At 42.0% G+C, this 26960-nt stretch carries 27 protein-coding genes and 1 pseudogene; 18 read left to right on the top strand and 10 right to left on the bottom strand.

Features of this window, described 5'->3' with window-relative positions:
* Window positions 1-19: 19 nt before the first annotated feature.
* A complete protein-coding gene (gene nadA, locus HC246_RS20925; RefSeq protein WP_169365383.1) occupies window positions 20-994 on the top strand; it encodes a quinolinate synthase NadA in 975 nt (324 codons plus the stop codon).
* A 43-nt stretch (window positions 995-1037) separates the two neighbouring features.
* On the opposite strand, the gene HC246_RS20920 is transcribed toward nadA, so the two are convergent.
* Entirely contained in the window at window positions 1038-1211 is a 174-nt protein-coding gene (locus tag HC246_RS20920) for a hypothetical protein (protein ID WP_169365382.1), read from the bottom strand.
* Between the two features lie 399 nt (window positions 1212-1610).
* On the opposite strand from HC246_RS20920, the gene HC246_RS20915 reads away from it, so the two are divergent.
* From HC246_RS20915 to HC246_RS20880, 8 genes are all read left to right on the top strand, one after another.
* Window positions 1611-1868, top strand: coding sequence for a hypothetical protein (locus HC246_RS20915; RefSeq protein WP_169365627.1), 258 nt, complete (start codon window positions 1611-1613; stop codon window positions 1866-1868).
* An 88-nt stretch (window positions 1869-1956) separates the two neighbouring features.
* The gene (locus HC246_RS20910; protein ID WP_169365381.1) at window positions 1957-2640 is read left to right on the top strand and encodes an ABC transporter ATP-binding protein; all 684 of its coding nucleotides are present in this window, start codon (window positions 1957-1959) and stop codon (window positions 2638-2640) included.
* A 25-nt stretch (window positions 2641-2665) separates the two neighbouring features.
* The gene (locus HC246_RS20905) at window positions 2666-3160 is read left to right on the top strand and encodes a hypothetical protein (protein ID WP_169365380.1); all 495 of its coding nucleotides are present in this window, start codon (window positions 2666-2668) and stop codon (window positions 3158-3160) included.
* A gap of 26 nt (window positions 3161-3186) precedes the next feature.
* Window positions 3187-4590, top strand: coding sequence for a DUF3370 domain-containing protein (locus HC246_RS20900; protein ID WP_169365379.1), 1404 nt, complete (start codon window positions 3187-3189; stop codon window positions 4588-4590).
* Window positions 4591-4681: 91 nt separating this feature from the next.
* Window positions 4682-5986: an AAA family ATPase gene (locus HC246_RS20895; protein ID WP_169365378.1), complete on the top strand. Its 1305-nt coding sequence runs from the start codon at window positions 4682-4684 to the stop codon at window positions 5984-5986.
* Entirely contained in the window at window positions 5983-6696 is a 714-nt protein-coding gene (locus HC246_RS20890; RefSeq protein WP_169365377.1) for a retron system putative HNH endonuclease, read from the top strand. The genes HC246_RS20895 and HC246_RS20890 overlap by 4 nt, the downstream gene beginning before the upstream one ends.
* Before the next feature lie 119 nt (window positions 6697-6815).
* Window positions 6816-7541: a WecB/TagA/CpsF family glycosyltransferase gene (locus tag HC246_RS20885; RefSeq protein WP_169365376.1), complete on the top strand. Its 726-nt coding sequence runs from the start codon at window positions 6816-6818 to the stop codon at window positions 7539-7541.
* A 47-nt stretch (window positions 7542-7588) separates the two neighbouring features.
* Window positions 7589-7981 (top strand): VOC family protein, encoded by a 393-nt coding sequence (locus HC246_RS20880; protein WP_169365375.1) that lies wholly within the window; start codon window positions 7589-7591, stop codon window positions 7979-7981.
* A gap of 31 nt (window positions 7982-8012) precedes the next feature.
* Here the strand turns inward: HC246_RS20880 and cynS are convergent, their stop codons facing one another.
* The 3 genes from cynS to HC246_RS20865 all read right to left on the bottom strand — a co-directional run bounded on the left by cynS (window position 8013) and on the right by HC246_RS20865 (window position 9928).
* Window positions 8013-8459 (bottom strand): cyanase, encoded by a 447-nt coding sequence (gene cynS, locus HC246_RS20875; protein ID WP_169365374.1) that lies wholly within the window; start codon window positions 8457-8459, stop codon window positions 8013-8015.
* Window positions 8460-8592: 133 nt separating this feature from the next.
* Window positions 8593-9108, bottom strand: a complete 516-nt coding sequence (locus tag HC246_RS20870) for a hypothetical protein (RefSeq protein WP_169365373.1) — start codon at window positions 9106-9108, stop codon at window positions 8593-8595.
* A 166-nt stretch (window positions 9109-9274) separates the two neighbouring features.
* Window positions 9275-9928 carry a DUF192 domain-containing protein gene (locus HC246_RS20865; RefSeq protein WP_225903074.1) on the bottom strand — a complete coding sequence of 218 codons (654 nt, stop codon included), beginning with the start codon at window positions 9926-9928 and terminating at the stop codon, window positions 9275-9277.
* A 3-nt stretch (window positions 9929-9931) separates the two neighbouring features.
* On the opposite strand from HC246_RS20865, the gene HC246_RS20860 reads away from it, so the two are divergent.
* Together HC246_RS20860 and HC246_RS20855 are read left to right on the top strand one after the other, a co-directional pair.
* The gene (locus HC246_RS20860; protein ID WP_169365372.1) at window positions 9932-12151 is read left to right on the top strand and encodes a glycoside hydrolase; all 2220 of its coding nucleotides are present in this window, start codon (window positions 9932-9934) and stop codon (window positions 12149-12151) included.
* A 99-nt stretch (window positions 12152-12250) separates the two neighbouring features.
* Entirely contained in the window at window positions 12251-12733 is a 483-nt protein-coding gene (locus tag HC246_RS20855; protein WP_211167916.1) for a late competence development ComFB family protein, read from the top strand.
* 659 nt (window positions 12734-13392) lie between these two features.
* On the opposite strand, the gene HC246_RS20850 is transcribed toward HC246_RS20855, so the two are convergent.
* Window positions 13393-14646, bottom strand: a complete 1254-nt coding sequence (locus tag HC246_RS20850) for a methionine gamma-lyase family protein (RefSeq protein ID WP_211167889.1) — start codon at window positions 14644-14646, stop codon at window positions 13393-13395.
* Between the two features lie 99 nt (window positions 14647-14745).
* Window positions 14746-16026, bottom strand: a complete 1281-nt coding sequence (locus HC246_RS20845) for an ISNCY family transposase (RefSeq protein ID WP_169365215.1) — start codon at window positions 16024-16026, stop codon at window positions 14746-14748.
* 232 nt (window positions 16027-16258) lie between these two features.
* Between HC246_RS20845 and HC246_RS20840 the strand changes: the two genes are divergently transcribed.
* The gene (locus tag HC246_RS20840; RefSeq protein WP_169365370.1) at window positions 16259-16975 is read left to right on the top strand and encodes a pyridoxine 5'-phosphate synthase; all 717 of its coding nucleotides are present in this window, start codon (window positions 16259-16261) and stop codon (window positions 16973-16975) included.
* Between the two features lie 33 nt (window positions 16976-17008).
* On the opposite strand, the gene HC246_RS20835 is transcribed toward HC246_RS20840, so the two are convergent.
* The 4 genes from HC246_RS20835 to HC246_RS20820 all read right to left on the bottom strand — a co-directional run bounded on the left by HC246_RS20835 (window position 17009) and on the right by HC246_RS20820 (window position 22369).
* Window positions 17009-20401 (bottom strand): efflux RND transporter permease subunit, encoded by a 3393-nt coding sequence (locus tag HC246_RS20835; RefSeq protein ID WP_169365369.1) that lies wholly within the window; start codon window positions 20399-20401, stop codon window positions 17009-17011.
* Window positions 20402-20729: 328 nt separating this feature from the next.
* A complete protein-coding gene (locus HC246_RS20830) occupies window positions 20730-21233 on the bottom strand; it encodes a diacylglycerol kinase family protein (protein WP_169365368.1) in 504 nt (167 codons plus the stop codon).
* Window positions 21234-21388: 155 nt separating this feature from the next.
* Window positions 21389-21877: an rRNA maturation RNase YbeY gene (gene ybeY / locus HC246_RS20825; protein ID WP_169365367.1), complete on the bottom strand. Its 489-nt coding sequence runs from the start codon at window positions 21875-21877 to the stop codon at window positions 21389-21391.
* A gap of 267 nt (window positions 21878-22144) precedes the next feature.
* Window positions 22145-22369 carry a DUF3285 domain-containing protein gene (locus tag HC246_RS20820; protein WP_169365366.1) on the bottom strand — a complete coding sequence of 75 codons (225 nt, stop codon included), beginning with the start codon at window positions 22367-22369 and terminating at the stop codon, window positions 22145-22147.
* A gap of 337 nt (window positions 22370-22706) precedes the next feature.
* On the opposite strand from HC246_RS20820, the gene gvpA reads away from it, so the two are divergent.
* The 6 genes and pseudogenes from gvpA to HC246_RS20790 all read left to right on the top strand — a co-directional run.
* The gene (gene gvpA, locus HC246_RS20815; RefSeq protein WP_009626980.1) at window positions 22707-22925 is read left to right on the top strand and encodes a gas vesicle structural protein GvpA; all 219 of its coding nucleotides are present in this window, start codon (window positions 22707-22709) and stop codon (window positions 22923-22925) included.
* Window positions 22926-23416: 491 nt separating this feature from the next.
* Window positions 23417-24553: a gas vesicle protein GvpC gene (gene gvpC / locus HC246_RS20810; RefSeq protein WP_169365365.1), complete on the top strand. Its 1137-nt coding sequence runs from the start codon at window positions 23417-23419 to the stop codon at window positions 24551-24553.
* Window positions 24550-25431: a gas vesicle protein GvpN gene (gene gvpN, locus HC246_RS20805; RefSeq protein ID WP_169365364.1), complete on the top strand. Its 882-nt coding sequence runs from the start codon at window positions 24550-24552 to the stop codon at window positions 25429-25431. Before gvpC ends, gvpN begins: the two co-directional genes overlap by 4 nt.
* The gene (locus HC246_RS20800) at window positions 25431-25769 is read left to right on the top strand and encodes a gas vesicle protein (protein WP_126387278.1); all 339 of its coding nucleotides are present in this window, start codon (window positions 25431-25433) and stop codon (window positions 25767-25769) included. Before gvpN ends, HC246_RS20800 begins: the two co-directional genes overlap by 1 nt.
* Window positions 25770-26075: 306 nt before the next feature.
* Window positions 26076-26357: a helix-turn-helix domain-containing protein gene (locus tag HC246_RS20795; RefSeq protein ID WP_225903073.1), complete on the top strand. Its 282-nt coding sequence runs from the start codon at window positions 26076-26078 to the stop codon at window positions 26355-26357.
* A gap of 20 nt (window positions 26358-26377) precedes the next feature.
* Window positions 26378-26959 (top strand): annotated as a pseudogene (locus tag HC246_RS20790) (IS630 family transposase); the annotation flags it as partial.
* Window position 26960 lies beyond the last annotated feature (1 nt).

Raw genomic sequence — 26960 nt, 5'->3', positions numbered from 1 at the left:
TACTATAAAACTGCAAACTATGTTTCTTACCGCTCCTCCAGCAGACCAAAAACTTTCCCATGAAGCAATTCCTCAAGACCTATTTGCGGCGATCGCTGATCTCAAAAAGGAACTGAACGCAGTCATTTTGGCACATTATTACCAAGATCCTGATCTACAAGATATTGCAGACTATATTGGCGATTCTCTCGGGTTATCTCAAGCTGCGGTCAATTGTCAAGCAGATGTGATTGTATTTCTGGGTGTGCATTTCATGGCAGAAACCGCCAAGATTTTGAATCCTAACAAGTTAGTTTTGCTACCCGATCTCGATGCAGGCTGCTCACTTGCCGATAGTTGTCCTCCCGATCGCTTTGCAGCTTTTAAAGCTGAACATCCTAACCATTTGGTGATTTCCTACATAAACTGCTCAGCAGAAATTAAAGCCCTGAGCGATATTATCTGCACTAGCTCCAATGCTGTCGCGATCGTTAATCAAATTCCTAAGGAGCAACCAATTATTTTTGCGCCCGATCGCAATCTGGGGCGTTATGTCAGCGAACAAACAGGACGCGAGCTATTGCTATGGGATGGAGCTTGCATGGTGCATGAAATCTTCTCGGAGCGTAAGTTGGTAGAACTCAAACTGAGTCATCCCCAAGCAGATATCATTGCCCATCCTGAATGTGAAGCAAATGTATTACGCCATGCAGATTTCATTGGTTCTACTACGGGATTATTGAAATATGTTCAGAAAAGCGATCGTGAAGAATTTATCGTAGTCACAGAATCTGGTGTAATTCACCAAATGCAAAAGGCAACTCCTTTTAAAAAATTTATTCCAGCCCCACCAACTAGTAATTGTGCGTGCAATGAATGCCCCTATATGCGTCTCAATACCCTAGAAAAGGTATATCTCACCATGAAAAACCGTTCTCCCGAAATCATTCTCGATGAAACTATTCGTCAAGCTGCACTAAAACCCATGCAACGAATGTTAGAAATGTCGATTTAAGCAAGAAATCCTCGCAATGTGAGGATTCTGTCTAGAAAGGCTCTCATTTATAGAGACTAAGATTTTCTTTGAGAGCAAACTGCTTGTATTGATGATGATTTTCCATTAATTCATCTAATAACTTTTGCACTAAGTTCCAGTCGGCAAAGCCATGGCTAGTTTCAGCAATAATTTGTTGGCGGAGGGTTCTAACTTTTTGGAGATTATATTGCGTCATTCTTTTATCTCATCCCAGCACTCATTAATTTATCGCTCTTGTTAAATAATGTTTAGTATCGTAGAACTCAAAAACTAAAATAAATATACAAATCATGATATAGAAATATTTCTATCGCATACATTAGATTTATATGTTGCAGCAAATGATTCGTATACGGGGTAATGATAAGTAGCTAGGCGCAAATATAAAACCCAAAAAGCTGTGGCGCACACTGCGCGTGCGCCACAGCTTTTGACTCTGGTTTTTAATTATGCCCACCAGCTACTTAGTAGGGGACTATACGGGATGCCCTACCACAAACATCACCTTGATTGCCGATGCAATGGCATACTGAGAAAAGACAAGCATTTATTTTGATCTCTTTTTATTTCTAGGCAGGAAACCTTATTAATGCTGATGTACACAGTTGAAATCACCCTCAAAAATAATCCGATCGCTTTGTCCGTACAGCGCAAGGAGCAAGAAAACGCCGAGTCACTTTATCGTGATATTACCAATGCGATCGCCAATGGTCATCCCAAGGTTTTGGAATTAACCTGCGAAAAACAAGAAGGCAAAAAGGTATCGGTACTTGTGAGCGAGATCTCAGCCGTACAGGTTTCCGAAAAATCAGGCTCTTCGGCAAATCTCGGTGCAGGTTTTGTACGCGGCTAGCCTTTAAACTAGAGGGGGATGCTTTGCACTCCCTCTATAAATATTTCTTTAAATTTGCATATTTGTTGCACTATCAGCAATTTAACCAATGCCCATTGACCAATCCGTTACCACTGCTGCCATAAGTGTTCGCGAACTTTCCTTTGCGTGGGCATCGGGCGAAACCGTTCTTGATCGTTGTACTTTGTCCGTTCCTAAGGGGGAATTTTGGATGCTATTAGGGACTAATGGCAGTGGCAAGTCAACGTTGCTGAGGCTATTAGCGGGATTGCTGAAACCAAAGTCGGGGGATATTGAAATTAGCGATCGCGTTGGGTTTGTCTTTCAAAATCCCGATCATCAATTAGTCATGCCCACAGTCGGTGCAGATATTGCCTTCGGCTTAGTATCTGAGAAACTTTCCTATATCGAAACTCTACATCGAGTCAAAGAATCTCTCAGTGCTGTCAATCTCTCACAAATGCTGCGCCGCCCCATCTATGCGCTCAGTGGTGGTCAAAAACAAAGGGTTGCGATCGCAGGTGCGATCGCACGTCATGCAGAAGTTTTATTACTAGATGAACCAACAGCTCTGTTAGATGGCGAGAATCAAACGGATCTGGTTGCCTCTGTGCGTGAATTAGTCAAGCAAAAGAATCTCACGGCTCTCTGGGTAACGCATCGCTTAAATGAACTTGACTATGCTGATGGAGCATTTTTATTAGAGCGTGGTCAAGTCATTGATAAAGGCGATCCGATGCGTTTAAAACAAGTATTGCTAGACCGTAGTTGAACTTTTGATCAAAAGTGGGAAAAGTATGGAAGATCAGCAAAGTTTTCTTTACGAATACACAAAGTTTTGTCTAGAGCAGGCTCAGCATGGAGTTGACACTTTGGGCACTAAGCTCTCTGGTGTCATGGAAATCAGTGCTTTGTTATTGCTCGGCTTGCGAGTTACTTCCACTTTTCAGATTTATGTCAAGCCCGAACAAGCTCATTTATATTTTCTTTATTTGACATTAAAACTTTCAGCTTGCGTTGCCCTTGCGATCGCGATCGCCTTTGCCGTATTAGGACTCTATCCACGTAAAGTCGCGACTACTGGACTTTCCCCTGAAGTCTTAATGCAAAAGAACGACAGCTTGCAAACAGCAATTACAACAACATGGATGCAGCAAATTAGTGACCTGCAAGCCTATAAAGAAGCCCGCACCGTTTTTTTGCGGAAGGCAATGATTTCTCTGGGAATTGGCATTGCGATCGCAACTTTTGCGACTACTGATGCTTTTTTCATGGCAGTATCAGGTAAGTAAGATCGTCTGAGTTGGATCAATAGCCTATGTTGACAGCTTTTTTAATATCGTTATTGACTAATCCCGCAGGGCTACATAGCGCTGTAGAAACTAATTCAGTTAATACAACCAAAATCGCTCAAGCCCCAAACCAACGCCAAATTATTTTGGATCGCCAAGAAATGCGCCCTCTAATGGGCAGTCTTGACGAAGTGCCTATGTTTAATAGCAATAGTCCCGAAATTGTGCAAACGGAAGGGATTTTGCTATCCGCTTTTCCCCCTGAAGGGATGGCGTATCCCAAGGCGCATTTAAACTTTCCCTTTGAAGGTCGCTTTGATGTCTTCACCCACCATATTTCCAAAGCACCACCACCTAAGGATTTAAGAACTCTATATATTGGCGCGATCGCCTATAACCCCAACGATAAACCTGTAACCATTGATGTGTTGCAGGGGGCAAGTTATCTCAGTCAGCCTGATGCGCCCTTTTATGATGCTCCCAACTATTCCTTGAATAATAACGGTGAAACTTATCGCGGTCCTGGCGATCGTGCCATGCTCGATATTTTGCGCGGTCGTCGTCAGGACATCTTTCCTGCTCAAATCATGATTCCGCCCAAGCAAAGCCGCATGTTGATGAATGTGCCAATTCCCGTTAAGGAATTAGATCCTCCCTTAAATGGGCGATCGGGTTTGTCGCGATTGCGAAGCGATGGCAAAGTTTATGTAGCGACGCTCTCTCTCTATGCCCGTCTCAATCCTGATGGAACCGAACGCGCTCCCAATCTTGCCGAATGGGAAAACATTCTCAAAACTGGTGAACTTGCGAAGCCTCGCGATGTTGTACCTACGCCACCAGATTTAAAGGAAGGATTCTTTGAATATAGCCGTGTGGCTGGTGTTCAACTTGGTTCGCAATGGTTCGGGAACCTAACCGATAAGGATAGTAATAATCTTGCAATTCCTAAACGCGGAGAATCCTATTCCTATGGATTGAGCTTGCTTCAATACGGCACGATGGGAACAGGGCAAGTACAAACTGCCCCTCTCAAGGTTCGCTATCCTGACACGGCATATTCGGCTCATGGCAATTACGGTGTGCAGTATAACCTGACGATGCCTCTGCACAATCCAACTAGTGAGCCGCAAACAGTGGTTCTCTCTTTCCAGAATCCGATCAAATACGATAAGCCCGTTGGTGGTTTGCAGTTTTTTGAGCCATTACCCGATGATGTATTTTTCCGAGGTTCAGTAAGGGTCAGATTTCGTGATGACAGGGGCTTAGCGCAAACTCGCTATGTACATCTGATGATGCGGCGTGGTGAGCGTGGCAAACCTTTAGTTACTTTAAAGATGCCCCCAAGCGATCGCCGTGTTGTCCAGTTTGATTTTCTCTATCCTGCGGATGCGACACCACCTCAAGTTTTGACAGTTACGACTACACCTTAAAGTTGCGATCGTTTAGAATATTCTCAAACCTTTATAATTACTCAGTGATACTTAGGGTAAATATCACTGAGTAAATCTGTATTACAAAAAAATGAAAATAAATTGGCTGACACTTAAAGATTTTCGCGGATTTAGAGATTGTGAAATTACTTTTCCTAAAAGCTCTAATATTGTTGTATTTATTGGCATAAATGGAGCAGGTAAATCTGCTATTTTAGATGCAATTAGTATTTTGTTGAATGTATTAGTTAAAGATATTTGCAATTCAAAAAAGACATCAGCATTATCGTATAAAGAACTAACTAATAGCGATATACACCTAAAAGCAGAAAAGTACAAACTTCAAATGAGCTTCTCTCATGAAAATGATAAAAATTACCAAATTTCAATAACTTATAGATTGCTAATAGATGGGAACTACAATGATTTTATTAGCAAAACAAAACTAGCTCTTGTTGGAAATGAACTATTTAATTTGCCAATACTTATTTGTTATTCAATTAATCGAACTGTTGTTGGTAACAATACTAAAACTTATAGTCCTAAGTATGGATATATTCCCAAATATCAAAGAGAGCAATTGCTAACATATGAAAATTCCTTTAATAGTAGTATTGACTCATTTAATGAATTTACTAAATGGTTCCGTGAAGAGGAAGATTTAGAAAATCAAAACCAAAGGAATCTACAAGATTTTAAATATCGAAACGAAAAATTAGAAGTCATTAGATTGGCTATTAATACATTCCTGAACAAATTTGGATTTGCTAGATTTGTTAATTTAAGAGTCGAAAGATCTCCAAGTCATCATAATTTTACACCTGTTAAGTTTCAATATACTACAAGTCTAGTTATTGATAAAGATGGAGAAAGGTTTGAGTTTTCACAGCTTTCATCTGGCGAAAAAATGATGCTGTCTTTGGTTGTAGATATTGCGCGGAGATTAGCGATCGCAAATCCAAGCTTAGATAACAAACTGGAAGGTGAAGGCATCGTATTAATTGATGAAGTTGATCTACATTTACATCCACAATGGCAACGTAAGCTTCTACCAGCACTCACACATACCTTCCCAAATATTCAATTTATTGTTACGACACATTCACCACAGGTTTTAAGTCATTTACCTAGAGAAAGTGTCTTTTTACTAGAAGACAATAAAATTAGCGATCGGGAGATTTATACAGAAGGTCGTGATAGTAATTCCATTCTACAAGACGCTTTTCATGTGCCTAAGTATGAGAAAGAATACGAAAAAGAGCTTAATGAGATATATCATTTAATCGATAAATACGATGGTAAAAATGCCCAAGAATTACTAGAAAAGCTCAAAGAAAAACGTGGTGAAAATGATCTTGAAATAATGCGTATGCAGTCATATATTGATCTCCTATGAAATATATAAAAAAGGGGAAAGAGCCTCAGACTTTAACAGATAAACGTAATACTGAAGGGGCGATCTATGAATGTGCTCAAAAAGACTGGCAGGAAGATCTACTTAAGGAACAAGGTCATCTTTGTGCATACTGTATGAGACGTATTAGTTTAGATCGTAAAAGCGGTAAACCTTCTATTGAAATTGAACATTATCTATCAAGAAAATTATATCCCGATCTAAGTTTAAGATGGGAAAATATGATAGGTGTTTGTAATGGGGATACTGGCTTGGAAACACATTGTGATAAAAGTAAAGGTAAAACCAGTAGTGAAGGTGTATTTGTCAAGGGTAAAGCAAATGGAGAAGTTAAGCTGAATATATTGAACCCACTAGAGATTAATAAGTCAGAAAAAGTTATTACCTATTCCTTGTCTGGTGAGATTTTTGCAAATGTAAAAGATACAGAATTACAAAATAAAATCACTGAAGATTTAGATATTATTCTAAATTTGAATGATGAAAAGTTAAAAGAGTATCGTAAAGAAGCAATAGATTTAGCGAAAAAACTTTTAATAGATAAATACCCAACTGGAAACTGGACACTTAAGCAAATTGAGAGAGAGATTGAAGAATGGAAAAATCAAAAAAATTGTAAATATAGACCTTTCTGCCAAGCTGCTATTTGGTTTTTAGAATGGCGCAAAACTAAACTCGCTAATAAATTATAAATTTATCATTTTCAGCAAGTCTCAAAATTAGGTAATATAGCCAAATAGGTTAGGGATATGAGGATAAACCTTTAATCATATCCATTCAAAATAGTAGATACCTCTGGAGAGAAGATCCCTTGCGTCAGTTTAGTGTGCTTGGTCTGCCCGTGCATATTCATGAAAATTATCGTGATTGGCTTGCTCAAAGATTGCAAACCAATCAAGGTACGCATGTAGTCACCATCAACGCAGAAATGACAATGCAAGCGCGAAAAAATCCTGCTCTGGCAAACGTAATTAAGCAGGCTGAATTAGTTGTACCAGATGGTTCGGGGATTGTGCTTTATCTACGATCGCAAGGCGAAAAGATTGATCGCTGTCCGGGCATTGAGCTATCGGAACAGATTGTGCAAATTGCAGCGGAGAAACAATGGCGGATTTTTTTGATTGGGGGTGCGCCCAAAGTAGTCGATACAGTGGCGGAAATTTGGCGTAATAAATGGACAGATATTGCAATCGCGGGAATGCATCATGGCTATTTTGACGCAGCGATCGAACAGCAAATTTGTGAACAGTTACAGAGTTCTCAGCCAAACTTGATTTTGGTAGGATTAGGAGTTCCGCGACAAGAGCTATGGATTCAGAAATACCGTTATCTTTGTCCTAATGCAGTTTGGATTGGCGTAGGTGGCAGTTTTGATATCTGGTCTGAATTAAAAACTCGTGCCCCTGAATGGTTTAGCAAAAATCATCTAGAGTGGTTGTATCGCCTCTATCAAGAGCCTTGGCGCTGGAAGAGAATGCTTTCTCTACCGCATTTTGTCTGGTGTGTCACCATCGATTCTTTAAAACCCAAAAAATAAAAAGCGGCGCATCGCGCCGCTTTTTATTTTTGAGTTTTAATAGAAGCATGAAACATCACCATACTTCGATTCGGACATCGGATATCTTTCGGGCGATCGCCTTTTATGAAGCACTAGGTTTTGAGGTGACGGAGCGCTTTACAGCGGGGATCACCCTTGCCTGCTGGATGCAGGGAGCAGGGACAAACTTAGAACTACTCCAAGTACCTGAACCAAAGCATATTCCCGATCCCTTTGGTGATGAGCATTATGTAGGCTACTATCACCTATCTTTTCATGTGGACAATCTTGAAGCTTTTTTACAGGAGCTTGTAAATAAATTAGGCAAGGTCAAATTACTTTTGCCACCAAGAGAACAAAGTATTGGCGATCACACGTATCAAGTAGCCTTTATTGCCGATCCTGACGGTTTACCGATTGAGTTAATGCAGCCTTTATGAAGGCTGCTTGCAAAGCAAGCAGCCTTGGAATTTACCATTTTTTATAGGGTAAGAATTTACCGTTCATTGTCACTTTGACGCGATCGCCTTTAGGATCTTCTACCTTCTCAATATCGAGGGTAAAGTCGATCGCGCTCATAATACCGTCCCCAAACTTCTCATGGATAATTTCCTTCATCGGATATCCATAGACCTGCATGATTTCATAAAAACGGTAGATCAATGGATCGGTGGGAACAACTGGACCTAAACCTTTACTGGGATAAGAACTCAAAGCTGCAACGATATCCTCACCAAGACCTAGAGCATCAGCAATTTTCTGCGCTTCTTCTACAGAGGTACTATTTTGACCATAAAAAAGTGAAGCAATCCATACTTCATCATGTCCTAGCAATGTTTCAAGATCCGCAAAGGTTAATCCTTTTGCCTTCTTAGCAGCTAGTAATGTATATGTAAATGCAGGAAATTCCACTGACATAAATTTTGTTTTAGACAGATAACTTAAATTCTCAACGCCTAAAACTTTAAATCTATGTGGCATATAGCATTTGTAATCATGCACACAGATATAAAAACAGAGATGAGTATTTCCCTTTCACCTCTGTTTTTGGTTAATAGCCCAAGCTTTCATTCTTCTTGTTTTTAGGAAGCTCGGAGACAGTAGCAGGAACATCACGCTTGGGGCGGAGAGGCGCAGCTTGTAAAAAAATTGATTGCTCAGGACGCTCACGTACTAATTCCCCAGGATTTTTTTCTGCCGATCGCATCAATTCATTATTAAAAGAACCCTCAGCAGCAGTCAATTGTCGCTCTTGGCGTTTAAGCTGTTCTAGCTTTTTATACTGTTGGTTCCACTGCTCTTGGGCATAGACCGTCCAGCCATAAATCGCAAACACAGAAACAGTTAGTAAAACTGTCACTACAATAGAGAGCTTCTGGGTGGACATCAGCAGTCGTAACCACAGAGGCAAGGGAAAAACGTTAGCACGAGGAAGACGCTTAACGTTCTTGTTAGGGGATGTCTTGTTGGTTAAGGATTTGCGACTCGCAGGCAGGCGTTTACTCTGACGATCCAGAGGCTGTGGAGATCGTTGTGGTTCAGGCATTCTCGCTCTGCTAGCTGTCATTTTCTTAACTCTTCTCTCACTCAAGATTCACCACTGCTACTTGTAGCACCTTCATGCCGAAATTACCAAGTGTTTTTTGAACATTTTGGAATTTCTTACCAAATATTTACTTCGAGATTCACTCAAAGTAAATCATGGATAATTTCTAACCCTAGAATTATAGTGGTCATTGATTTTTTGGCAACAATAATTTAACGGTAATTTGATCGCCTTCTTGCAAACCTAGTTCTGTCGTGAGTCCAGACCTTACTTCGATGACGTTATCTGCCACAACTCCATTTTCTGGATAAATCGGGCAGGGGTCACCTTTACAAGTAGTCGCATTACGAGCGATCGCTACGACCTTGCCATCAAGCAAGAAGATAATATCTAAGGGTGAAGGCGTATTTTTCATCCAAAAGGCAACAGGACGCGCAGGGATAAAGGGAAATAACATCCCGCGATCATCAGTTAAGGGAGGACGAAACATTAATCCTTTTTCTTGTTCCTTAGGGGTATTGGCAACCTCTAGCTGAATCTCGCGTCCTGCGATGGTGGCAATGGCAGTAATTGGCAAATATTGTCCTAGTTCGGAAACTGGTCTAGGTTTAGTTTGAGGAGTTAGCTGCGGTGACGCAGTTTGTGGTGAAGTTGTAACGGGAATTGATGGGTTTGTCGATGGTTTAGCATTGTCAGACACCGCAGGAGAACTACAAGCGATCATCGACAGGCTCAGGCTAATCGTACATAGCTTTATACAAACTCTTTGGAGGATTTGGATCGAACTATGAACAGGTGTGTCACAATTTCTAGAAGTATCGCCAGTCATATTGCCAGTCATCCTATGTCTTTTCCTCTACATGTCGCATTTATCTGGCACCAACATCAACCTCTCTATAAAAGCGCGATCGCGGGCAAGTATCATTTGCCTTGGGTGAGGCTGCATGGCGTAAAAGATTATTTGGATCTCGCATTGATGTTGTCAAGATACCCAAAGTTACATCAAACGATCAATCTTGTACCATCTCTAATTCTACAACTGCAAGACTATGTGGAGGGGAAAGCGTTTGATCCCTATTTGTCATTGACCTTAACGCCCGTTGATAATCTCACGCGATCGCAAAAGCATTTCATCGTTGAGCATTTCTTTGATGCCAATCATCAGACGATGATCGAGCCATACCATCGCTATGCCGATCTCTTAGCGCAACGGCAAGCCTACGGCATCGAGTGGTGTGTGAATCATTGGCAAGCACCCGACTTTAGCGATTTACTTGCTTGGCATAACTTGGCATGGATTGATCCCCTCTTCCGTGAAGCCGATCCTGAAATTGGTGAATGGTACGAGCGTGGCAGAGATTTCACCCTCGCCGATCGCCAAAGAATTTACAGCAAACAACGCGAAATCATCAGTCGCATCCTGCCCCAACATCGGCAAATGCAAAAACATGGGCAGTTAGAAATTACGACTACCCCCTATAACCATCCGATCATGCCCCTCCTTGCCGATACACAGTCTGGACGCATTGCCGTGCCCCAAATGTATCTACCCAATACAAGGTTTCGCTGGGAGACAGACATCAATCTGCATTTAGAAAAAGCTAAAGAACTTTACCGTCAACATTTTGGTTGTGACCCTAAAGGTCTATGGCCCTCAGAGCAATCAGTTAGCCCTGCCATCTTGCCCCATATCTCTAAGCAAGGCTTCTCATGGTTATGCTCCGATGAGGGCGTATTGGGTTGGAGTCTGGGACATTATTTCCGCCGTGATGAACGTGGTGCGATCGATGCCCCCCATTTGCTATACCAACCCTATCGCCTTGAAACCGTACATGGGGACTTAGCTATTATTTTCCGCGATCGCCTGCTTTCAGATTTAATTGGCTTTAGCTATGGGGCACTCCTACCTCAAGCTGCTAGTGACGACCTATGCGATCGCTTGATGACAATTCAAAAACAACAAAATGAATATTTAGCCGAACATCCCGATGGTCAACCTTGGCTTGTGACGATCGCCCTTGATGGTGAAAACTGCTGGGAATTTTATCCCCAAGATGGCAACCCATTTTTGCAGACCCTATATGAAAATCTTTCCAATAATCACAACCTGAAGCTAGTTACACCTTCTGAATATTTAGCTAAATACTCAACCATTGAAAAAATTCCGCCCCATCAATTGCATAGTGGCTCATGGATTGATTCCAGCTTTATGACATGGATTGGCGATCCAGTCAAAAATCGGGCATGGGAATTACTTGCCGAGGCACGCCAAGTTTTAGCGCAACATCCTGAAGCCACTCCTGAAAATAATCCTGAAGCATGGGAAAGCCTGATGGCAGCCGAAGGCTCCGACTGGTTTTGGTGGTTTGGGGAAGGGCATAGCTCCAATGACGATGCCATGTTCGATCGCCTATTTCGCGAACATTTACAGGTAATTTATCGCGCCCTCAATGAGCCAGTTCCCCATGCCTTGCTCTATCCCCTTGAACCCCATGATGTTTCTACTAGCGATCGACCTACCAACTTAATCCATCCCATAATTAATGGCAGATTTGAAAACGATGATTGGCAAGGTGCAGGTAAAATAGAAATTAGTGGGGCGAGAGGAGCAATGCACCAAAATGCACCTGTCAAACGTCTATGGTACGGATACGATCATTTTTATTGCTACTTGCGTCTAGAATTTAGTAATCTAGAGAACGTTTCTCAAAGTAAATTACATCTGTTGTGGTTTTATCCAAGTCGGATTCACCCCAATAGTCCTGTAAAACTTCTTGATATGCCTGATGTATCACCGCTAAATTATTTGTTTCGCCATCACCTAGCGATCAATTTTGCGGATAAGTCAGTCCAGCTTCAAGAATCTTTAGAAAAATTTCAGTGGGAAACCATAGCGACTCATACGAAAATAGGTTTAGAGCAATGTCTAGAGATTGCCATACCTTGGAGTGATTTGGCAGTTAAGCCTCAATCCGTTGCAAGATTGGTGATTATGCTCAGCCAAAAAGAGCATTTTCAGATATCCCTACCAGAGTATACGATTATTCCCATTGAAGTACCTTAGTGTTGCGTTATTAAAGAGATAACAGTGGAAAAGCTAGAAAAGACCAGCATTGAGTCGATTGTCGAGCAAGCTTTGCAAGATCGCTACCTTACTCCAGCAATGGAAGCCGAAGTTGGACGAATCTGTGATAGCGCGTTTGAACTCTCGGTAGAAGAATACATGGCACTCGATCGCCTGATGGGTGCTTTGCTAACAGGGGAAGTGGTCGCTGTCCCACGAAAGCAATTTATTAATGTGATGGAAGAATTGGTGCTAAGTGAGGCTGTAGCACGGGTTGCTGAGATTGAGGCAAATAGTAATAAGGTTTTGGATTTGGGGGACATTGCTGCCTACGCGCTCAACCGTTTACCGCCGCTATATGCCACCACTGAACAGGGTGCAAATTATCAAAGAGAAAGGGCGCTAGCGGATTTGCAACACCTAATTGCTCAGCAAGTCAAAGAAGCGATTGATCGCAACCTTGATCGCCCTGAGTTCTTCCCTGATCGCTCCACCTTCGGTTCAGTCAATAAAGACTCTGTCCTTTCTCAACTGAGTAACTTACTTCAAGCCTACGCCCCAGCCTTTGAGGAAAAATCTTGAGTTATTGTAGATATTTTGAGAATTTCTCTAATTTAAGAAATATTAAAAGATATTGATTTTGACGTTTTGGATAAATTCAATATAAACAAAAGCCTTGAAATATTTTTTGTTTATTTAGTTACTATATTTTTAGCACAACTAAATTTATCGTTTTTAACAATAAATTAGGCAATTGCATCTGATAAAGTCATACTTATCAATCTAGTAGTTTTAGATAAAGCTCTAAATCATACAGTTGGTGTTAATTTTTTGTTCGATTATATAGGTCAGAGCATTCAAACGCCTGCGGGTGCTGCTCATCATAAATAAGCCATTAGAGCAGCACTTATTTGAGCGGCACAGGATAACAATTCTCCATTCTTGAAGTGATTAAGAATTATCTCGACGAGCAAATTCTAATTGACTGATGTTACGTGGAACTCAGGGTATGAATTTCTTGCTGCTAGCAGAGCAGGGCAACCACGGGGGGATTGCCCCTACCTGAATATTTAAATTTTTGGTAGGTGCTGTGCCTCCGTGCCAGCCCCGAGCCTTCAACATCGCAGGAATTCCTTCCACGTAACATCAGTAATTGAGTGAGAAAAGCTAAAAAGACTACCAGACAAGATTATTAAAGTATTAATGTTAAGGAACTGATTTTCCTGCGCGGCTCTCTAAATCTATAGATCATCAATCTGGAAATTCTCAAGGGCGATCGCAACATGCGTCCAATGGGTTCCACCTTGGAGAAATACGGTATAGGGTTCACGCAGGGGGCCATCTGCGGAAAGCTCTAGGGTACTGCCATCAATGAAGGTTCCCCCTGCCATGACTAACTGGCTAACGTAGCCTGGCATTTCTCCAGGGACAGGATCGACATAGGAATCAATAGGAGAAAAGCGCTGAAGATTACGACAGAATTCAATTAATTTTTTCGGATCACCCAATTGAATCGCTTGAATAATATCACGTCGAGGCTCGTAGGGTAGGGGCTTGACTTGATAGCCCAATTTGTCAAAGACGTAAGCCGCAAGATGACTGCTTTTCATCGCTTCGCCGACCATCTGCGGTGCAAGAAATAAACCTTGAAATAGAAGTCGATTGAGGTCAAAGGTTGCGCCGCCTTCTCGTCCAATTCCGGGGGCAGTGAGCCTTTGGGCGGCGAGTTCGACATATTCGGCTTTGCCCGCCACATAGCCACCTGCGGTAGCGATCGTTCCCCCCGGATTTTTGATCAGGGAACCTGCCATGAGGTCAGCACCTACTGCCGTGGGTTCGCGATCGCTAATAAATTCGCCATAGCAGTTATCGACAAAACAGACAGTATTTGGATTTTGCTGTTTAACCAATTGAATAATTCTTTCGATATCTTCAATCGATAAACTCTGCCGCCACGCATAGCCGCAGGAGCGCTGGATTAAGACCATCCGCGTTTGGGGTTTAACGGCTTTTGCTAGAGCTTCCCAATTTACGCCACCTTCAGGGGTGAGTTCCACTTGACGATAGGTAATCCCAAAATCTTTGAGCGAACCTGCATAGTTAGCACCTGTACTATCGGAGGTGAGGGGATAGCCAATGACTTCTTCAAGAGTGTCGTAGGGTGCGCCGACTACAGATAAAAGCTCATCAAGGGGACGCAAAATCCCGAATAGACAACAGGCGATCGCATGGGTTCCTGAGACAAACTGCACACGCACGGCGGCGGACTCTGCGCCCATGACCTGTGCAAAAACTTCATCCAATACATCACGCCCCATGTCCCCATGTCCATAGCCTGACACACTGGCAAAATGATGTGCGCCCACACGGCGATCGCGAAAAGCTTGTAAAACTCTTTCGAGATTTGTTTTTACATGAAGATCGATTTTAGTGAAAGTAGGTGCGAGGGCTGTAACTGCTTCGTCAACTAGCAGCTTCATCTTGTCAGAGGTCATTAGTCTGTGGGATTTTTTTGGCGGCTTATGATCCTACGTGAATTTGATTGATTTTGTCTAGTCAATATACTTTTGACCAGCAATTCTCATTATGAAAAATTAACTACTGTTGGGAGGGAGATCTAACTCCAAACCTTGAATCATAAAAGTCAAAAGATGATCCCAACTATCAAAAACAAGATATCGAGTCAAGGCGCGTAAATCGTTAAAAAAGGTTTTGCGGGTTGGCAAATGAGAGCGCAATAACTGGTACTTGTCATCGACCAATTCCAATAACGTGTGAAATAGTAGGGACAAAATATTGAGGGTGGCTAGGAATGAAGCAAGATGCTCCTTGCCATGTCCAAAGTTGTGTTCTAGGTTGTAGCCCTTAGTTTTGAGAGTATTGTTATTCTCATTTTCCACTTTCCAACGAGTACGACCAGCCAGCACGATTTCCACCACTGTTTGCTCAGTAATCAGGTGATTGGTGGCAAAAGAGTTTTTGTAAACTACCTTGCCATCAGGTCTAGTCACAGTTAGTTCACACCAGTTAACCAGCAAAGCATCGTCACCATCTTTGATAGGTAGCCCATTGACATATTGGTAGGTATAGGTCTCTTGAACTTTCCCTGTCCACTTATTGACAACCACCGTTGGCAAAGCAATCCCTTCTATATGCTCATAGATAGTGGGGTGAGATTCGGGGCGGCAGACTAAGATGAAGTTGAACTGTTGCTCTAATAGCATTTGGCAGAGGGGTTGGCGAGAATAAAGGTCATCACCCAAAACAGTTACCTTGAATGCACTGTACTTACTGCCATGTTGTAACAACCATCTTTTGGCGGCTGTATTCTCACAGTCTTGCTTGTCATTTCCATCCTGCGGCACAATAAATTCTGGTACTAGGGGAATCACTTGCGATTGATGTGGACTGACGATAACTGGCGTAACTACGCTATGAAAATAATGAATTTCTCCTGATTTCATTTTCCTACTCGAACAATGGTGACAGTGTATTTGTTTTGAACTAAAGTACTCTGTCCCATCTAGCGCCATTAATAGATTGTTGGCGAATCCTCGAAATCTTTGCAGTTTCCCCTTTTGCTCTATCGTCTCCAAGATTGTCTCGAACACTGGAAACATTTCTTTAGGTTGCACTGGGTCTAGCAAGTCTCGGATATGGTTATCCGTTGGTATTTTATGCACCCCAAATAAACTTTGGGCGTTGCTTCGCCCTTTTGTCTGCTCCATTGTCCGCTGGTAAGACAAGAATGATGGACTTTGAGTGAAAAATACACTGAATGCACTCATGGCTGCATCTTCCATGCCATAGCGACTATTTTTGCCTGTCCGCTTGTCTGGCAATGATTCTAGTTGTTGTCGGAAAATTTCTACAATTCTGTCGAATGAGCCTTGTGCTTTCAAAGCTCTTCCCCTAAATCAATCATCATGTTATTTACAATATCCCTATATCAACGGTTTGACTAGCCTTCGTTCATAATGAGAATTGCTGACTTTTGACTTTTTAGGTTTGTTAGCAAAGCCCTGTAATTTGTTCTAAGCATTATGACGATTGCTGTCGTAAAGTATAGAGATATGACAAATTTTTCAAATTTTTGAGGGAAAAGCTTTGCCTACGTTGGGAGTAAACATCGATCATATTGCGACGATTCGTCAAGCTCGCCGAGGTGTCGAACCCGATCCCGTCGCGGCAGCAGTAATCGCCGAATTAGCAGGTGCGGATGGGATAACTGTCCATTTACGTGAAGATCGTCGTCATATTCAAGAGCGAGATGTCCGATTACTCAGACAAACTATCCGTACTAGACTCAACCTCGAAATGGCAGCAACCCCTGAAATGGTCGCGATCGCCCTTGATGTCAAGCCTGACTATATTACCCTCGTACCTGAACGGCGCGAAGAAATCACGACAGAGGGTGGTTTAAATGTAAAGGCACAATGCGATCGCTTGGGTAAATTTGTGCATCAATTGCAAGGTGCAGGTATACCTGTGAGTCTGTTCGTTGATGCTGAGCCAGAGCAATTGCAAGCTTCCGCAAGAACTGGCGCAAAATTTGTGGAATTACATACAGGTACTTATGCCAACGCCAAAAATGAAGAAGAGCATACCCGTGAGCTAGAACTATTGACTAAAGGTGGAGAATTAGCAATTAGCTTAGGACTAAGACTGAATTCAGGGCATGGCTTAACCTATTGGAATACTCGTCCTGTGGCACAAATAAAGGGAATGGAGGAGTTAAACATTGGACATAGCATTATTAGCCGTGCCGTGTTAGTTGGCTTAGATAAGGCGATTCGGGAAATGAAAGAGCTTATAAATTCATAAAAGAAGAGGGTGCTAAAGCACCCTCTTCTTTATTTATACAGGTTTGTTGTCTTCCTGTGACTTTTCCGAAGAATCGCTATGATTGTCATTTGAGTTGTTATGGGCGGTGTCATGATTGCCGTTTAAGTGATCATGATTCAGGCGATCGCCATTTCTGGAATCACCATGAATATCATGAAAGCGATGGTCATGATTGCCATACTCAGCAACTAGTGCAGATTCAACAATACTGACAGCTTTAGGATCATGGACATCTAATCGCATCCGTTTCTCAATCGTCTTCACGACAATATATAGAATCGGAACGATGAAGAGGCTTAATAAGGTTGCCACACACATACCACCCATCACCGCAGTCCCAATCGACTGACGAGCCGCTGCACCCGCACCTGTGGCAATCACCAGAGGCACAATACCGATCACTGTCGCAAAGGCAGTCATCAAAATGGGGCGCAAACGTTGTCTCGATGCTTCGAGTACGGCTTTGGTAATACTCAAACCTCTTTCATGCAATTGATTAGCAAATTCCACAATCAGAATGGCGTTCTTACTTGCCATCCCGATCAACATTACTAAACCGATTTGGGTATAAACATCATTAGCAAAATTGGGACTCGATAATCCACGGAACATTACCGCTAAAAGTGCGCCCAGTACGGCAAGGGGCACAGTGAGCATAATGATCGTGGGATCGATGTAGTTTTCGTATTGAGCCGCCAGTACTAAAAATACAAAGACAAGTCCTAAACCAAAGATAAAGAAGGCACTACTACCCGAACCAATTTCTTCTAAAGATAAGCCCGACCATTCATAGCTAAAGCTCTTGGGCAGAACTTCCTTAGAAATCTTGTTCATAATGTCGATCGCTTGTCCTGAACTGACTCCCGGCGCGGTATTACCTGTAATTTGTACAGATCGGAAGAGATTATAGTGATTAATAATCGAAGGACCCACGGTTTGGGTGACTTTAACTAAATTGCTGAGGGGAATCAATTGTCCTGTCCGCGATCGCACATAAAGCTTATTAATATCGTCAGGGTTAGCACGGAATTGAGCATCGGCTTGGACATAGACGCGATAGGTACGCCCAAAAGTATTGAAATCATTGACATATTGGGAACCGAGCAAAGTCTGCAAGGTGTTGTAAATATCTTGCAAAGATACTTGCAGCGCATTCGCCTTAACGCGATCGACATCAACGGTTAACTGTGGCGTGTTGCCATTAAAGCTTGGACGTAGCCCCGCCAGCATTGGGTGATTGGGATCAGGGTAGGTACTTGCCTTGCCTAATAAAGCTCCCATTGTCTGCTCGATGACGGGGAAACCTTGGTTCGCCTTGTCCTGTAATTGATATTCAAAACCACCGTAGTTGCTCAAGCCTTGAATTGCTGGTGGTGGAAAGGGAACCACAAAGGCATCTTTAATGGAAATGAGGGAAGGTAGTAAACCGAATGGCTTGGGCGTAAATCCACCAATAATATCTGCTGCCGAGCGCGATCTTTCTTTCCAAGGCTTCAGCGTGGTAAACACAATGCCATTGTTGGGCGTATTGCCACTAAAGCTAAATCCTGCGATCGCGAAAATATTTGAGATTTCAGGATAAACAGGTTCTCCCTTTTCATCCTTACGCCGCATGATGCCTTCGATATTTTCCAATACCTTTTCCGTGTAATTAAGCGATACACCTTCGGGAGCTTGGACAATCGTAATGAAATAGCCCTGATCTTCCTGAGGCAAAAAGCCTTTTGGCACAACCGTATAGACCCAATAGGTCAGGAATAGGGATGCTACAAATAGAATCATCATGATTCCTTTGAGCTTGGTTGCCCTGACTAGTACCCAGTTATAGTTATGGCGGATACCATCAATCACCCAATTCACCCGATCAAAGAACCAATTGCTACGTGGTGCTTCCTGTTTTAATAAGAAAGCCGCTAAGGTTGGGGAAAGGGTCAAGGCGTTAAAAGTAGAAACAGCGATCGAAAAGGCGATCGTTAATGCAAACTGTTTATACAATTGCCCCGTTGTTCCAGGGAAAAATGCAACAGGGACAAACACCGCAATCAGTACCATCGAGCTAGCAATGACCGCGCCCTGCAATTCATTCATCGCCGCGATCGCAGCTTTAACAGGGGTTTCTCCTTTTTCTTGAATGCGGCGCGTCACGTCCTCTACAACCACGATCGCATCATCAACGACCAGACCTGTGGCAAGGGTCAAGCCAAATAGGGTCAGAGTATTGATATTAAAATTCAGCAGCTTGATGAAAATGAATGTCCCAATCAAGGAAACGGGAATAGCGATCGCGGGAATTAAAGTAGAGCGCCAATTTTGCAGGAACAGATAAATAATGACGATGACGAGAGCGATCGCAATTATGAGTGAAATAATGACTTCCTCAGTTCCCGCTTCAATGAAACTAGTAGTGTCAAAAGCAACTTCATAATTTAACCCAGGGGGAAAAGTTGGTTTCAACTCTTCTAAAACATGTTTTACCGCTTTCGCTACATCTAAGGCATTGGCATCGGGTAATTGCGATACACCTAAACCAATCCCACGAGTACCATTAAACCTCAGAGCTGATCCATAGTTTTCTGCACCTAGCTCTACCCGTCCGACATCACGGAGCTTGATCAGGGAGCCATCACTCGCAGTTTTAATCACAATATCCGAGAATTCTTCAGTGGTTTTTAAACGCCCTGTAGCGGAAATTGATAGTTGATATTGTTGATCGGGGAGATTGGGTTGCTGTCCAATTTGTCCGACACCCACCTGCAAGTTTTGTTGCTGAATGGCAGCTACGACATCCTGAGCCGTTAAACCTCTTGCCGAGAGACGATTAGGATCAAGCCATACCCGCATGGCATACTTGCGCTCACCAAAGATGATCACATTACCAACGCCTTTGACTTTCTTAATCGCATCGACAATGTAGAGATCAGCGTAATTACTCAAATATAGATCGTCATATTCTCCCTTCTCGGCATACACACCGATCGCAAAGAGAAACCCTGAAGACTCTTTACTAACTCTGACTCCCGTTTGTTGGACTGGAGCAGGTAGCTGTGATTGCACACTGGAGACACGGTTTTGCACATCCACGGCAGCAATATCTTTGTTTTTGCCTAGGTCAAAAACTAGATTGACAGAACTAGTTCCATTATTGGCACTGGTGGAAGTGATGTAGCGAACTCCCTCAATCCCATTCAATTCTCTTTCGAGAATATTGGTAACTGTAGATTCCACAACTTCGGCATTTGCACCGACATAGTTTGCCGTAACCGTTACCTTAGGTGGCGTAATTTCAGGATATTGAGCGACAGGTAAGATAAAGATACAGGCTGTTCCCAATAATGTGATGATGACAGAACAAACTGTCGCAAACACAGGTCGTCTGATAAAAAAGTCAGATATGGATAGCAGCATGGCTGAGATGTAAGAATGAAGAGTTAAGCAATAGATCTAGCCACTGACTGCTGAAATATTTTAATTAATACTGAGCTAGGATAGGCATTGCCAAGCATCGCCCATCCTAGCCAAGTATATTCTATGACAAACCTTACTGCATCTGTTGGGACATACGGCTACAGCGCTTTGCGTTTTCTCAAAAAACAGATAAATTTTGAAAAAGCTTGCTTCGCAAGCTTTTTCAAAATTTATCTGTACTACACAAACCCTAAATAGGCTGTAATTTTCAGTTTTGAGCGATCGCGTGGAGAGTGGCAGAAATACTCACTACCCAACTTTTGGAAGTTTAGGCAAAAGCAAGCAAAATATGGGGCAATAACAATACCCCAGCAATGATTAGAGCCGCGATCGCCGCAATTAACACGGCTCCTGCGGCACAGTCCTTAGCAATTTTGGCTAACTGATGAAACTCACGACCCACGGTCAAATCTACTACCGCTTCTAAAGCTGTGTTTAGTAATTCCAGTACCAAAACTAAGGCGATCGTCAAGCTAATAATCGAGCAAGCTACAGCCGACAGCTTGAAATAAATACTGAGGGATAAAGCGATCGACCCGATGATTACATGAATCCGAAAATTCCTCTGAGTACGAAAAGCATAGCTCACGCCTTGTCCAGCATATTTAAAACTAAGAAATAAATTTGTGGCAATTTGAAAAGAATTAATGCGCTGGCTTGCTATCTCTTCAGATTCTTCAAACTCGTCGATCTGCGTCATTTGCTCAGATAAAAAAGGCGATTGGGGCGATTTGATTACAAATATTCTTGAGAGCGGTAAATCAATATTCATGGATCATTTTCCAATTAGATTTTGCCAAGCAATTGTCAAGATTCTGCCCAATAGTTTACCCAACTTATGCCCTCAATCATAGCTATTTTCAAATATCAGCCCAAAAAATCACCATATATTAAGTTATTCTTTGCAATTGTTGATATCATCTTGATTTATAGTGAAATTAGGCTTAGCATTAAATCTTGTTGTTTGAGCATCGCTTCTAAGCTTTCATCATCTGGATGATCCCATCCAAGTAAATGCAGTATTCCATGAGCTGCTAGCCAAGCAAGTTCATAGACTAGTGAATGTTCTCTTTCTTCTGCCTGACGGATTGCTGTCGTTTGGGAAATGATAATATCACCCAAATTAGTTGGCTCAACATAGTCGTCATCTATGGGAATCTCTGGAAGTTCCGACTCTAAAGCAGCAAAGGATAGAACATCCGTTGGTCGATCCTGTTGACGGTACTGCAAATTTAGTTGTTGAATCGTCTCATCATTGGTAATAGATAGGGATAGCTCGTATTCTCCCTCTTCGATTTCCTGTTCATCTAATAGATACTTTTCCCAAACAGAAAACCATTCTTGCCACTGCTCCAATGAGATTGGATGCTGAGCGATAACTTCGGGATAGATTTCGCAATATAGATCAATGCTCAACTCTCAATAACCTCAATCAACAAAAAATTAAAATTAATCCAATCTGTCTAATAGAAATTAAAAGACAATCTCATTTCAACAAAAGTATAAACCTGACATAAACATACAAAAGCTTACTAGCAGTTTAGATAAAAAAGAATCTCAATAAGTACTTGGCTCAAGTATTTCTAATTAATAATTATTCTTATCTTGTTGTTAGGTATAGACTTTTAAACATAAATGCCAAAAATTTGTATCATCACATAACAGTATTTCACCATCAAGTTACTAATGAAAAGCGATCGCTAAACCGAATAAGATGGCAATCACACCAAAAATGGTTAGAGAAAAATGAAATAGTGATGTGCCACCTTTCTTAACCATATTACGCATAGCAAGTTTGACGAAACTATCTTGTGGCTTAGCATTAGCTTTGACATCATGCTTGTTAATGTCGTTATTGACACTATCGTTGCTAGGAGAATTAGATTGAAGATTTAGATCGTTGCTCATGATTTTAGTTGCAATAATTTATCGAAATTTCAAAAATGGTTGATGAATATTTAGTAGCTAGGTAATACAGGCTACATAGTCAGATTGCTGATTTTAGAAAGCAACCTTCATAGCCATGACAAATTAATCAGAAATTGATACTGTTATTATTGTATTCCCTTAAAAAAAGTTAATCATCAATTTTTTCTATATCCTATATGATTAAAAACATATCGTTTTGGTATTTTATCAAGATGATTAGTACAAAATCAGTATAAGTAATTTTGCTGTTGTGTAGCACGGGTAACACAGGCAGAATTTAGATGCCGAACATAGTTAATTCAAGGAGAACATTACTATGGCAGTCGAAAAAGTCAACTCTTCCTCTAGTCTAGCGGAAGTTATTGATCGTATTTTGGATAAGGGCATTGTCATTGATGCATGGGTACGAGTCTCATTGGTGGGAATCGAACTGCTATCAATTGAAGCTCGCGTTGTCATTGCCTCTGTGGAAACATATCTTAAATATGCTGAAGCAGTTGGTCTCACAGCCTCGGCGGCAGTACCTGCTGCTTAGTAAAGTATATCTAGCAATGCTAGTCATAAGTTACTAAACAATAGATCTATTAGCCTACCGAATTCTTTTTTACTCCCTTCTCACTAATAAATATCTTGTTGATTTTGTAATTTATTGTTGTTGATTTTTTATTAACAAAACAGTAAATCTTGGGCGTTGCGAAACATAGTAGTGATTTACTGAATTTACCCGTGGAGTAGCGTCCCCGTACCTACCCTATGATATTTTGGACAACCACGGGGGGTTGTCCCTAACAGTTTCATCATGAAAATAATGCAACACCAAGCAAGTTGTTAGCAGGGTATTGATGTAGTGAGGAGGGGTATAAGTTCTCATATTTTGATTTTGGGGTTCGACTCAGTTTATTGATAGATGAAACAGTTTAGGCGAGCAAAGTTGAGCGATCATTTTGCACGGGTGGTTGTTTATAGAGTCGAATCTATGTTGATTTGATAAATTTGATTTGAAAGAGTAAATTTGAGGATAACGTTATGGCTTCTTTGATGCAAGGATTTGCAGAAGCAAGGCAACAACGGCTACAGGAGCGTGCAAAATTTTTAGCTGAGCAACAGTTAGCGCGACAAGAGCGAGAAAAAGCTTTACAAACACAGTCAGAGGCTACGGCTGCTTACTTAGCTCATGCTGAGCAGACTCGTCTGGCATGGGAACAAGGTAGACAAGCGATCGCTGAAAATGCTTTGGCATCTCGACAGGAAGAACTGCAAAATCGTGCTAATCAGGTATCTCAATATTTGCAAGATCTCAGTTCAAATCGTGCTCAGCAAGCTACCGAAGACAGCGAAGAACGTGCCCAAGAAGTCAGAACTCGCACTTTTAAAACGCGATCGCAGTTAAAGCATATCCACAAGGCAAGAATTCGTACAGGGCAAGCTGATCGTGCTCAACGTCAACAACTAACTCAAGAGCGAGCCGCCTTTACTCAAATGCAAATCGAAGATATTAACAAAGCGCGTTTGGCTAATGCTAAAGCTGCGGCTCAGCAAAGGGCACAGGAAACTCAGGCAAGAACAGCAGAGGTTTCGGCTCAAATACAGGCTACGAGCGAGCAAAGACTCGCTCAAGCCAAACAAGATGCTGCCTCAAGAAATCAGGAACTTAGCGATCGCGCCGCTAATGTTAAAGAATCTCTAGCACATCTCGAAGCTAATCGCCTTGCGACAGCCGAGGCTCAAGCTAATCAACTCAGTGCTTTTCGAGTCAATTTAAGTAACTCAGTTTGGGCAGGCTCGCGTTCCTTAGCAGTGCCTCAGCCTGTGACCAAGGTAGTATCAAACCCCATTCCTGAGCGCACAGATACCCCTGCTAAGTCTAAGAAGAAAGCTGCTAAAGAACCAGAAACTGTTGCACCACCAGTAGCAACCAAACCAGTTGAGGTTAAGGAAACTCCTAAAGAAACTCCCAAGGAAGCTCCTAAGTCTTCTGGTAAAATCGAGCAATTTGTGGTTGACTATGTGGCTCAACTATCGACAAACTCTAGCCTATTAGAAGTCGTTAATGATCGCGACACCGTTAGAGATTTACTGGCTCAAGGTGCAAACACGCTCAAAGTCGATCCTTCTGATATCCTGAACACCTTACTACAAATGGCAGAAGGCTCATCAACATGACCACAGTTCTCCATGCCAATGCGCGTCAATTTGTCAGCACGGAATTTACTAAGCAAATTGTCCGTCGGGCGCTACGCTATTTACAATCGGGCTTTGCAATTCATTTGCGCGGGCCTGCTGGTACAGGCAAAACTACTTTAGCGATGCACCTTGCAGGCTTAGTCGGTAGACCAATGGTTTTGATCTATGGTGATGAAGACTTGCGATCGTCGCAATTGGTTGGTTCTAACTCAGGCTATTCCCGTAAAAAAGTTGTCGATAACTACATCCATTCAGTTTTGAAAGTTGAAGACGATCTGCGTCAAAATTGGACAGACTCGCGTTTAACTTTGGCAGCCAAGGAAGGCTTCACGCTGATTTATGATGAGTTTAACCGATCGCGACCTGAAGTAAATAACGTATTGCTCAGCGCTCTCGAAGAGAAGCTCATCGTCTTGCCTCCCGACAGTTCCCAATCGGAATATGTGCGGGTACATCCCTTGTTTCGAGCAATCTTTACTTCTAATCCTGAGGAATATGCAGGGGTACATCCCACACAGGACGCGCTACTCGATCGCATGATCACCATTAACATTGGTGAAGCGGACGTTGAAACCGAAAAGCAAATCTTAGTAAATCGCGTAGGCTTAGATCGCAGTCAAGCCCTGAAATTGATCAACTTGATTCGTGGTTATCGTCGGCAAGTGCAATGTAGCAAAGCATCGAGTTTGAGAGCCTGTTTGTTGATTGGTAAGATTTGCGTTGAGCATGAAATTCCTGTCTCTGGCAAAGATGATGACTTCCGCGCACTGTGCTTTGATGTGTTGATTTCTCGCTATGGTAGTGGTGAGCCTGAGTCGGAACTTGGACTCGCTAAATTATTGGATCAAATACCTTAATGTCTCAAGCGATTAAATCTCAAGCAATAAACACTAGTACAACTGGCTCTTCCCTTGCCGATATTCTGGAAAGAGTATTAGACAAGGGCATTGTCATTGCGGGTGATATCACAGTGTCCGTGGGCAGTGTGGAGTTGTTGAGTATCAGAATTCGGTTGCTAGTAGCCTCGGTGGATAAAGCGAAGGAAATCGGGATTAACTGGTGGGAATCTGATCCCTATTTGTCTTCGAGAACGCAGGAATTACTCGCTTCTAACCAACAATTATTAGAGCGTGTAAATTTATTAGAAAGAGAATTAGCCGCAGTTAGGCAATTAGAGGGAAATCAAGAAAAGTAGCTTCATAAAGTTTTGAGGGGTTCAATTTGCCTATAGGCAAATTGAACCCCTCAAAACTTTGTTGGTTTTATAGATAATTCAAATAAGAACTACAGCTTCGACTTCGCTCAGCTAGCTTACACCGATGGCTGAGCGAAGTCGAAGCCCCTCTGCAAATTATTTACAGCAAATTCCGATCAAACCCGCCACAGGAAGAGTAATCTAGAAGCATCACGAAATAGAAATAAAATATGGCAGCATATTCGCGCTTATTTACGGGAAAAGATATTAAGTGCATGGCAAAACAAAGAAAATACGCAGAGAGATTTGGCAAAACGATTTAAAGTAAGTTTATCTTTTGTGCGAGATTTATTGCGTCGGTATCGAGAAACAGGTGAAATCGCCGCAAAACCGCAAGGAGGAGATCGACGATCCAAAATTAAAGGCAAGAATGAAGAATTAGTGAAAGCAATTGTTAGAGAACAAAATGATATATATCTGCGAGAGATAAAAGAAAAACTCCAAGAAAGCAAAGAAATTAAGGTGAGTGTATCGAGTTTAAGCCGTACTCTCAAGCGATTGGATTTAGGACGTAAAAAAAAACTTTAGTAGCCAGTGAACAAGCCACAGAGAGAGTCCAAAAATTGCGCTATGAGTTTCGGAGTTGGCTCGATACAATAGATGTAAAAAACCTTGTATTCATTGATGAGACAGGACTAAATCTGGCGATGACAAGGTTCTATGGCAGATGTGAAGGGGGAGCAAGAGTATATGACGACCGTCCAAGCAACAAAGGCAAGAACATTACTTTAATCGGCGCAATGAGTGATACTGGGTTGATAGCAGCAATGACTTTTGTGGGCAGTTTAAATACTGCAAGCTTTTTAGTTTTTATTGAAAAAATATTATTGCCTCAATTATGGGTTGGAGCAATTGTTGCTATGGACAATTTGCCAGTACATTACGCAGAAATTGCGAAAATCTTAATTGAATCTGTTGGGGCTAAGGTCAAGTTTCTCCCTCCTTATTCTCCTGACTTATCACCGATTGAGTTGTGTTGGTCAAAGTTAAAGGAAATTATTCGTTCAGCTAAAGCTCGTACAATCGAGGCTCTTGATGCGGCAATTACTTCGTCTATTCAGACTATTACTGATGAAGATGCTCTTAATTGGTTCCATCATTGTGGCATCTGCTTTGAGCCTTTTAGGTAGC

Origin of the sequence: Pseudanabaena yagii GIHE-NHR1 (assembly GCF_012863495.1) — a bacterium.
Classification (GTDB): Bacteria; Cyanobacteriota; Cyanobacteriia; order Pseudanabaenales; family Pseudanabaenaceae; genus Pseudanabaena; species Pseudanabaena yagii.
Note: the sequence above shows the minus strand (reverse complement) of the source record. Positions and strands in the feature narration are given on the sequence as shown.

Coding starts and splice junctions, on each gene's coding strand:
- nadA (WP_169365383.1), top strand. CDS start 20: ATGTTTCTTACCGCTCCTCCAGCAGACCAAAAACTTTCCCATGAAGCA.
- HC246_RS20920 (WP_169365382.1), bottom strand. CDS start 1,211: ATGACGCAATATAATCTCCAAAAAGTTAGAACCCTCCGCCAACAAATT.
- HC246_RS20915 (WP_169365627.1), top strand. CDS start 1,611: ATGTACACAGTTGAAATCACCCTCAAAAATAATCCGATCGCTTTGTCC.
- HC246_RS20910 (WP_169365381.1), top strand. CDS start 1,957: ATGCCCATTGACCAATCCGTTACCACTGCTGCCATAAGTGTTCGCGAA.
- HC246_RS20905 (WP_169365380.1), top strand. CDS start 2,666: ATGGAAGATCAGCAAAGTTTTCTTTACGAATACACAAAGTTTTGTCTA.
- HC246_RS20900 (WP_169365379.1), top strand. CDS start 3,187: ATGTTGACAGCTTTTTTAATATCGTTATTGACTAATCCCGCAGGGCTA.
- HC246_RS20895 (WP_169365378.1), top strand. CDS start 4,682: ATGAAAATAAATTGGCTGACACTTAAAGATTTTCGCGGATTTAGAGAT.
- HC246_RS20890 (WP_169365377.1), top strand. CDS start 5,983: ATGAAATATATAAAAAAGGGGAAAGAGCCTCAGACTTTAACAGATAAA.
- HC246_RS20880 (WP_169365375.1), top strand. CDS start 7,589: ATGAAACATCACCATACTTCGATTCGGACATCGGATATCTTTCGGGCG.
- cynS (WP_169365374.1), bottom strand. CDS start 8,459: ATGTCAGTGGAATTTCCTGCATTTACATATACATTACTAGCTGCTAAG.
- HC246_RS20870 (WP_169365373.1), bottom strand. CDS start 9,108: ATGACAGCTAGCAGAGCGAGAATGCCTGAACCACAACGATCTCCACAG.
- HC246_RS20865 (WP_225903074.1), bottom strand. CDS start 9,928: ATGACTGGCAATATGACTGGCGATACTTCTAGAAATTGTGACACACCT.
- HC246_RS20860 (WP_169365372.1), top strand. CDS start 9,932: ATGTCTTTTCCTCTACATGTCGCATTTATCTGGCACCAACATCAACCT.
- HC246_RS20855 (WP_211167916.1), top strand. CDS start 12,251: ATGGAAGCCGAAGTTGGACGAATCTGTGATAGCGCGTTTGAACTCTCG.
- HC246_RS20850 (WP_211167889.1), bottom strand. CDS start 14,646: ATGACCTCTGACAAGATGAAGCTGCTAGTTGACGAAGCAGTTACAGCC.
- HC246_RS20835 (WP_169365369.1), bottom strand. CDS start 20,401: ATGCTGCTATCCATATCTGACTTTTTTATCAGACGACCTGTGTTTGCG.
- HC246_RS20830 (WP_169365368.1), bottom strand. CDS start 21,233: ATGAATATTGATTTACCGCTCTCAAGAATATTTGTAATCAAATCGCCC.
- HC246_RS20820 (WP_169365366.1), bottom strand. CDS start 22,369: ATGAGCAACGATCTAAATCTTCAATCTAATTCTCCTAGCAACGATAGT.
- gvpA (WP_009626980.1), top strand. CDS start 22,707: ATGGCAGTCGAAAAAGTCAACTCTTCCTCTAGTCTAGCGGAAGTTATT.
- gvpC (WP_169365365.1), top strand. CDS start 23,417: ATGGCTTCTTTGATGCAAGGATTTGCAGAAGCAAGGCAACAACGGCTA.
- gvpN (WP_169365364.1), top strand. CDS start 24,550: ATGACCACAGTTCTCCATGCCAATGCGCGTCAATTTGTCAGCACGGAA.
- HC246_RS20800 (WP_126387278.1), top strand. CDS start 25,431: ATGTCTCAAGCGATTAAATCTCAAGCAATAAACACTAGTACAACTGGC.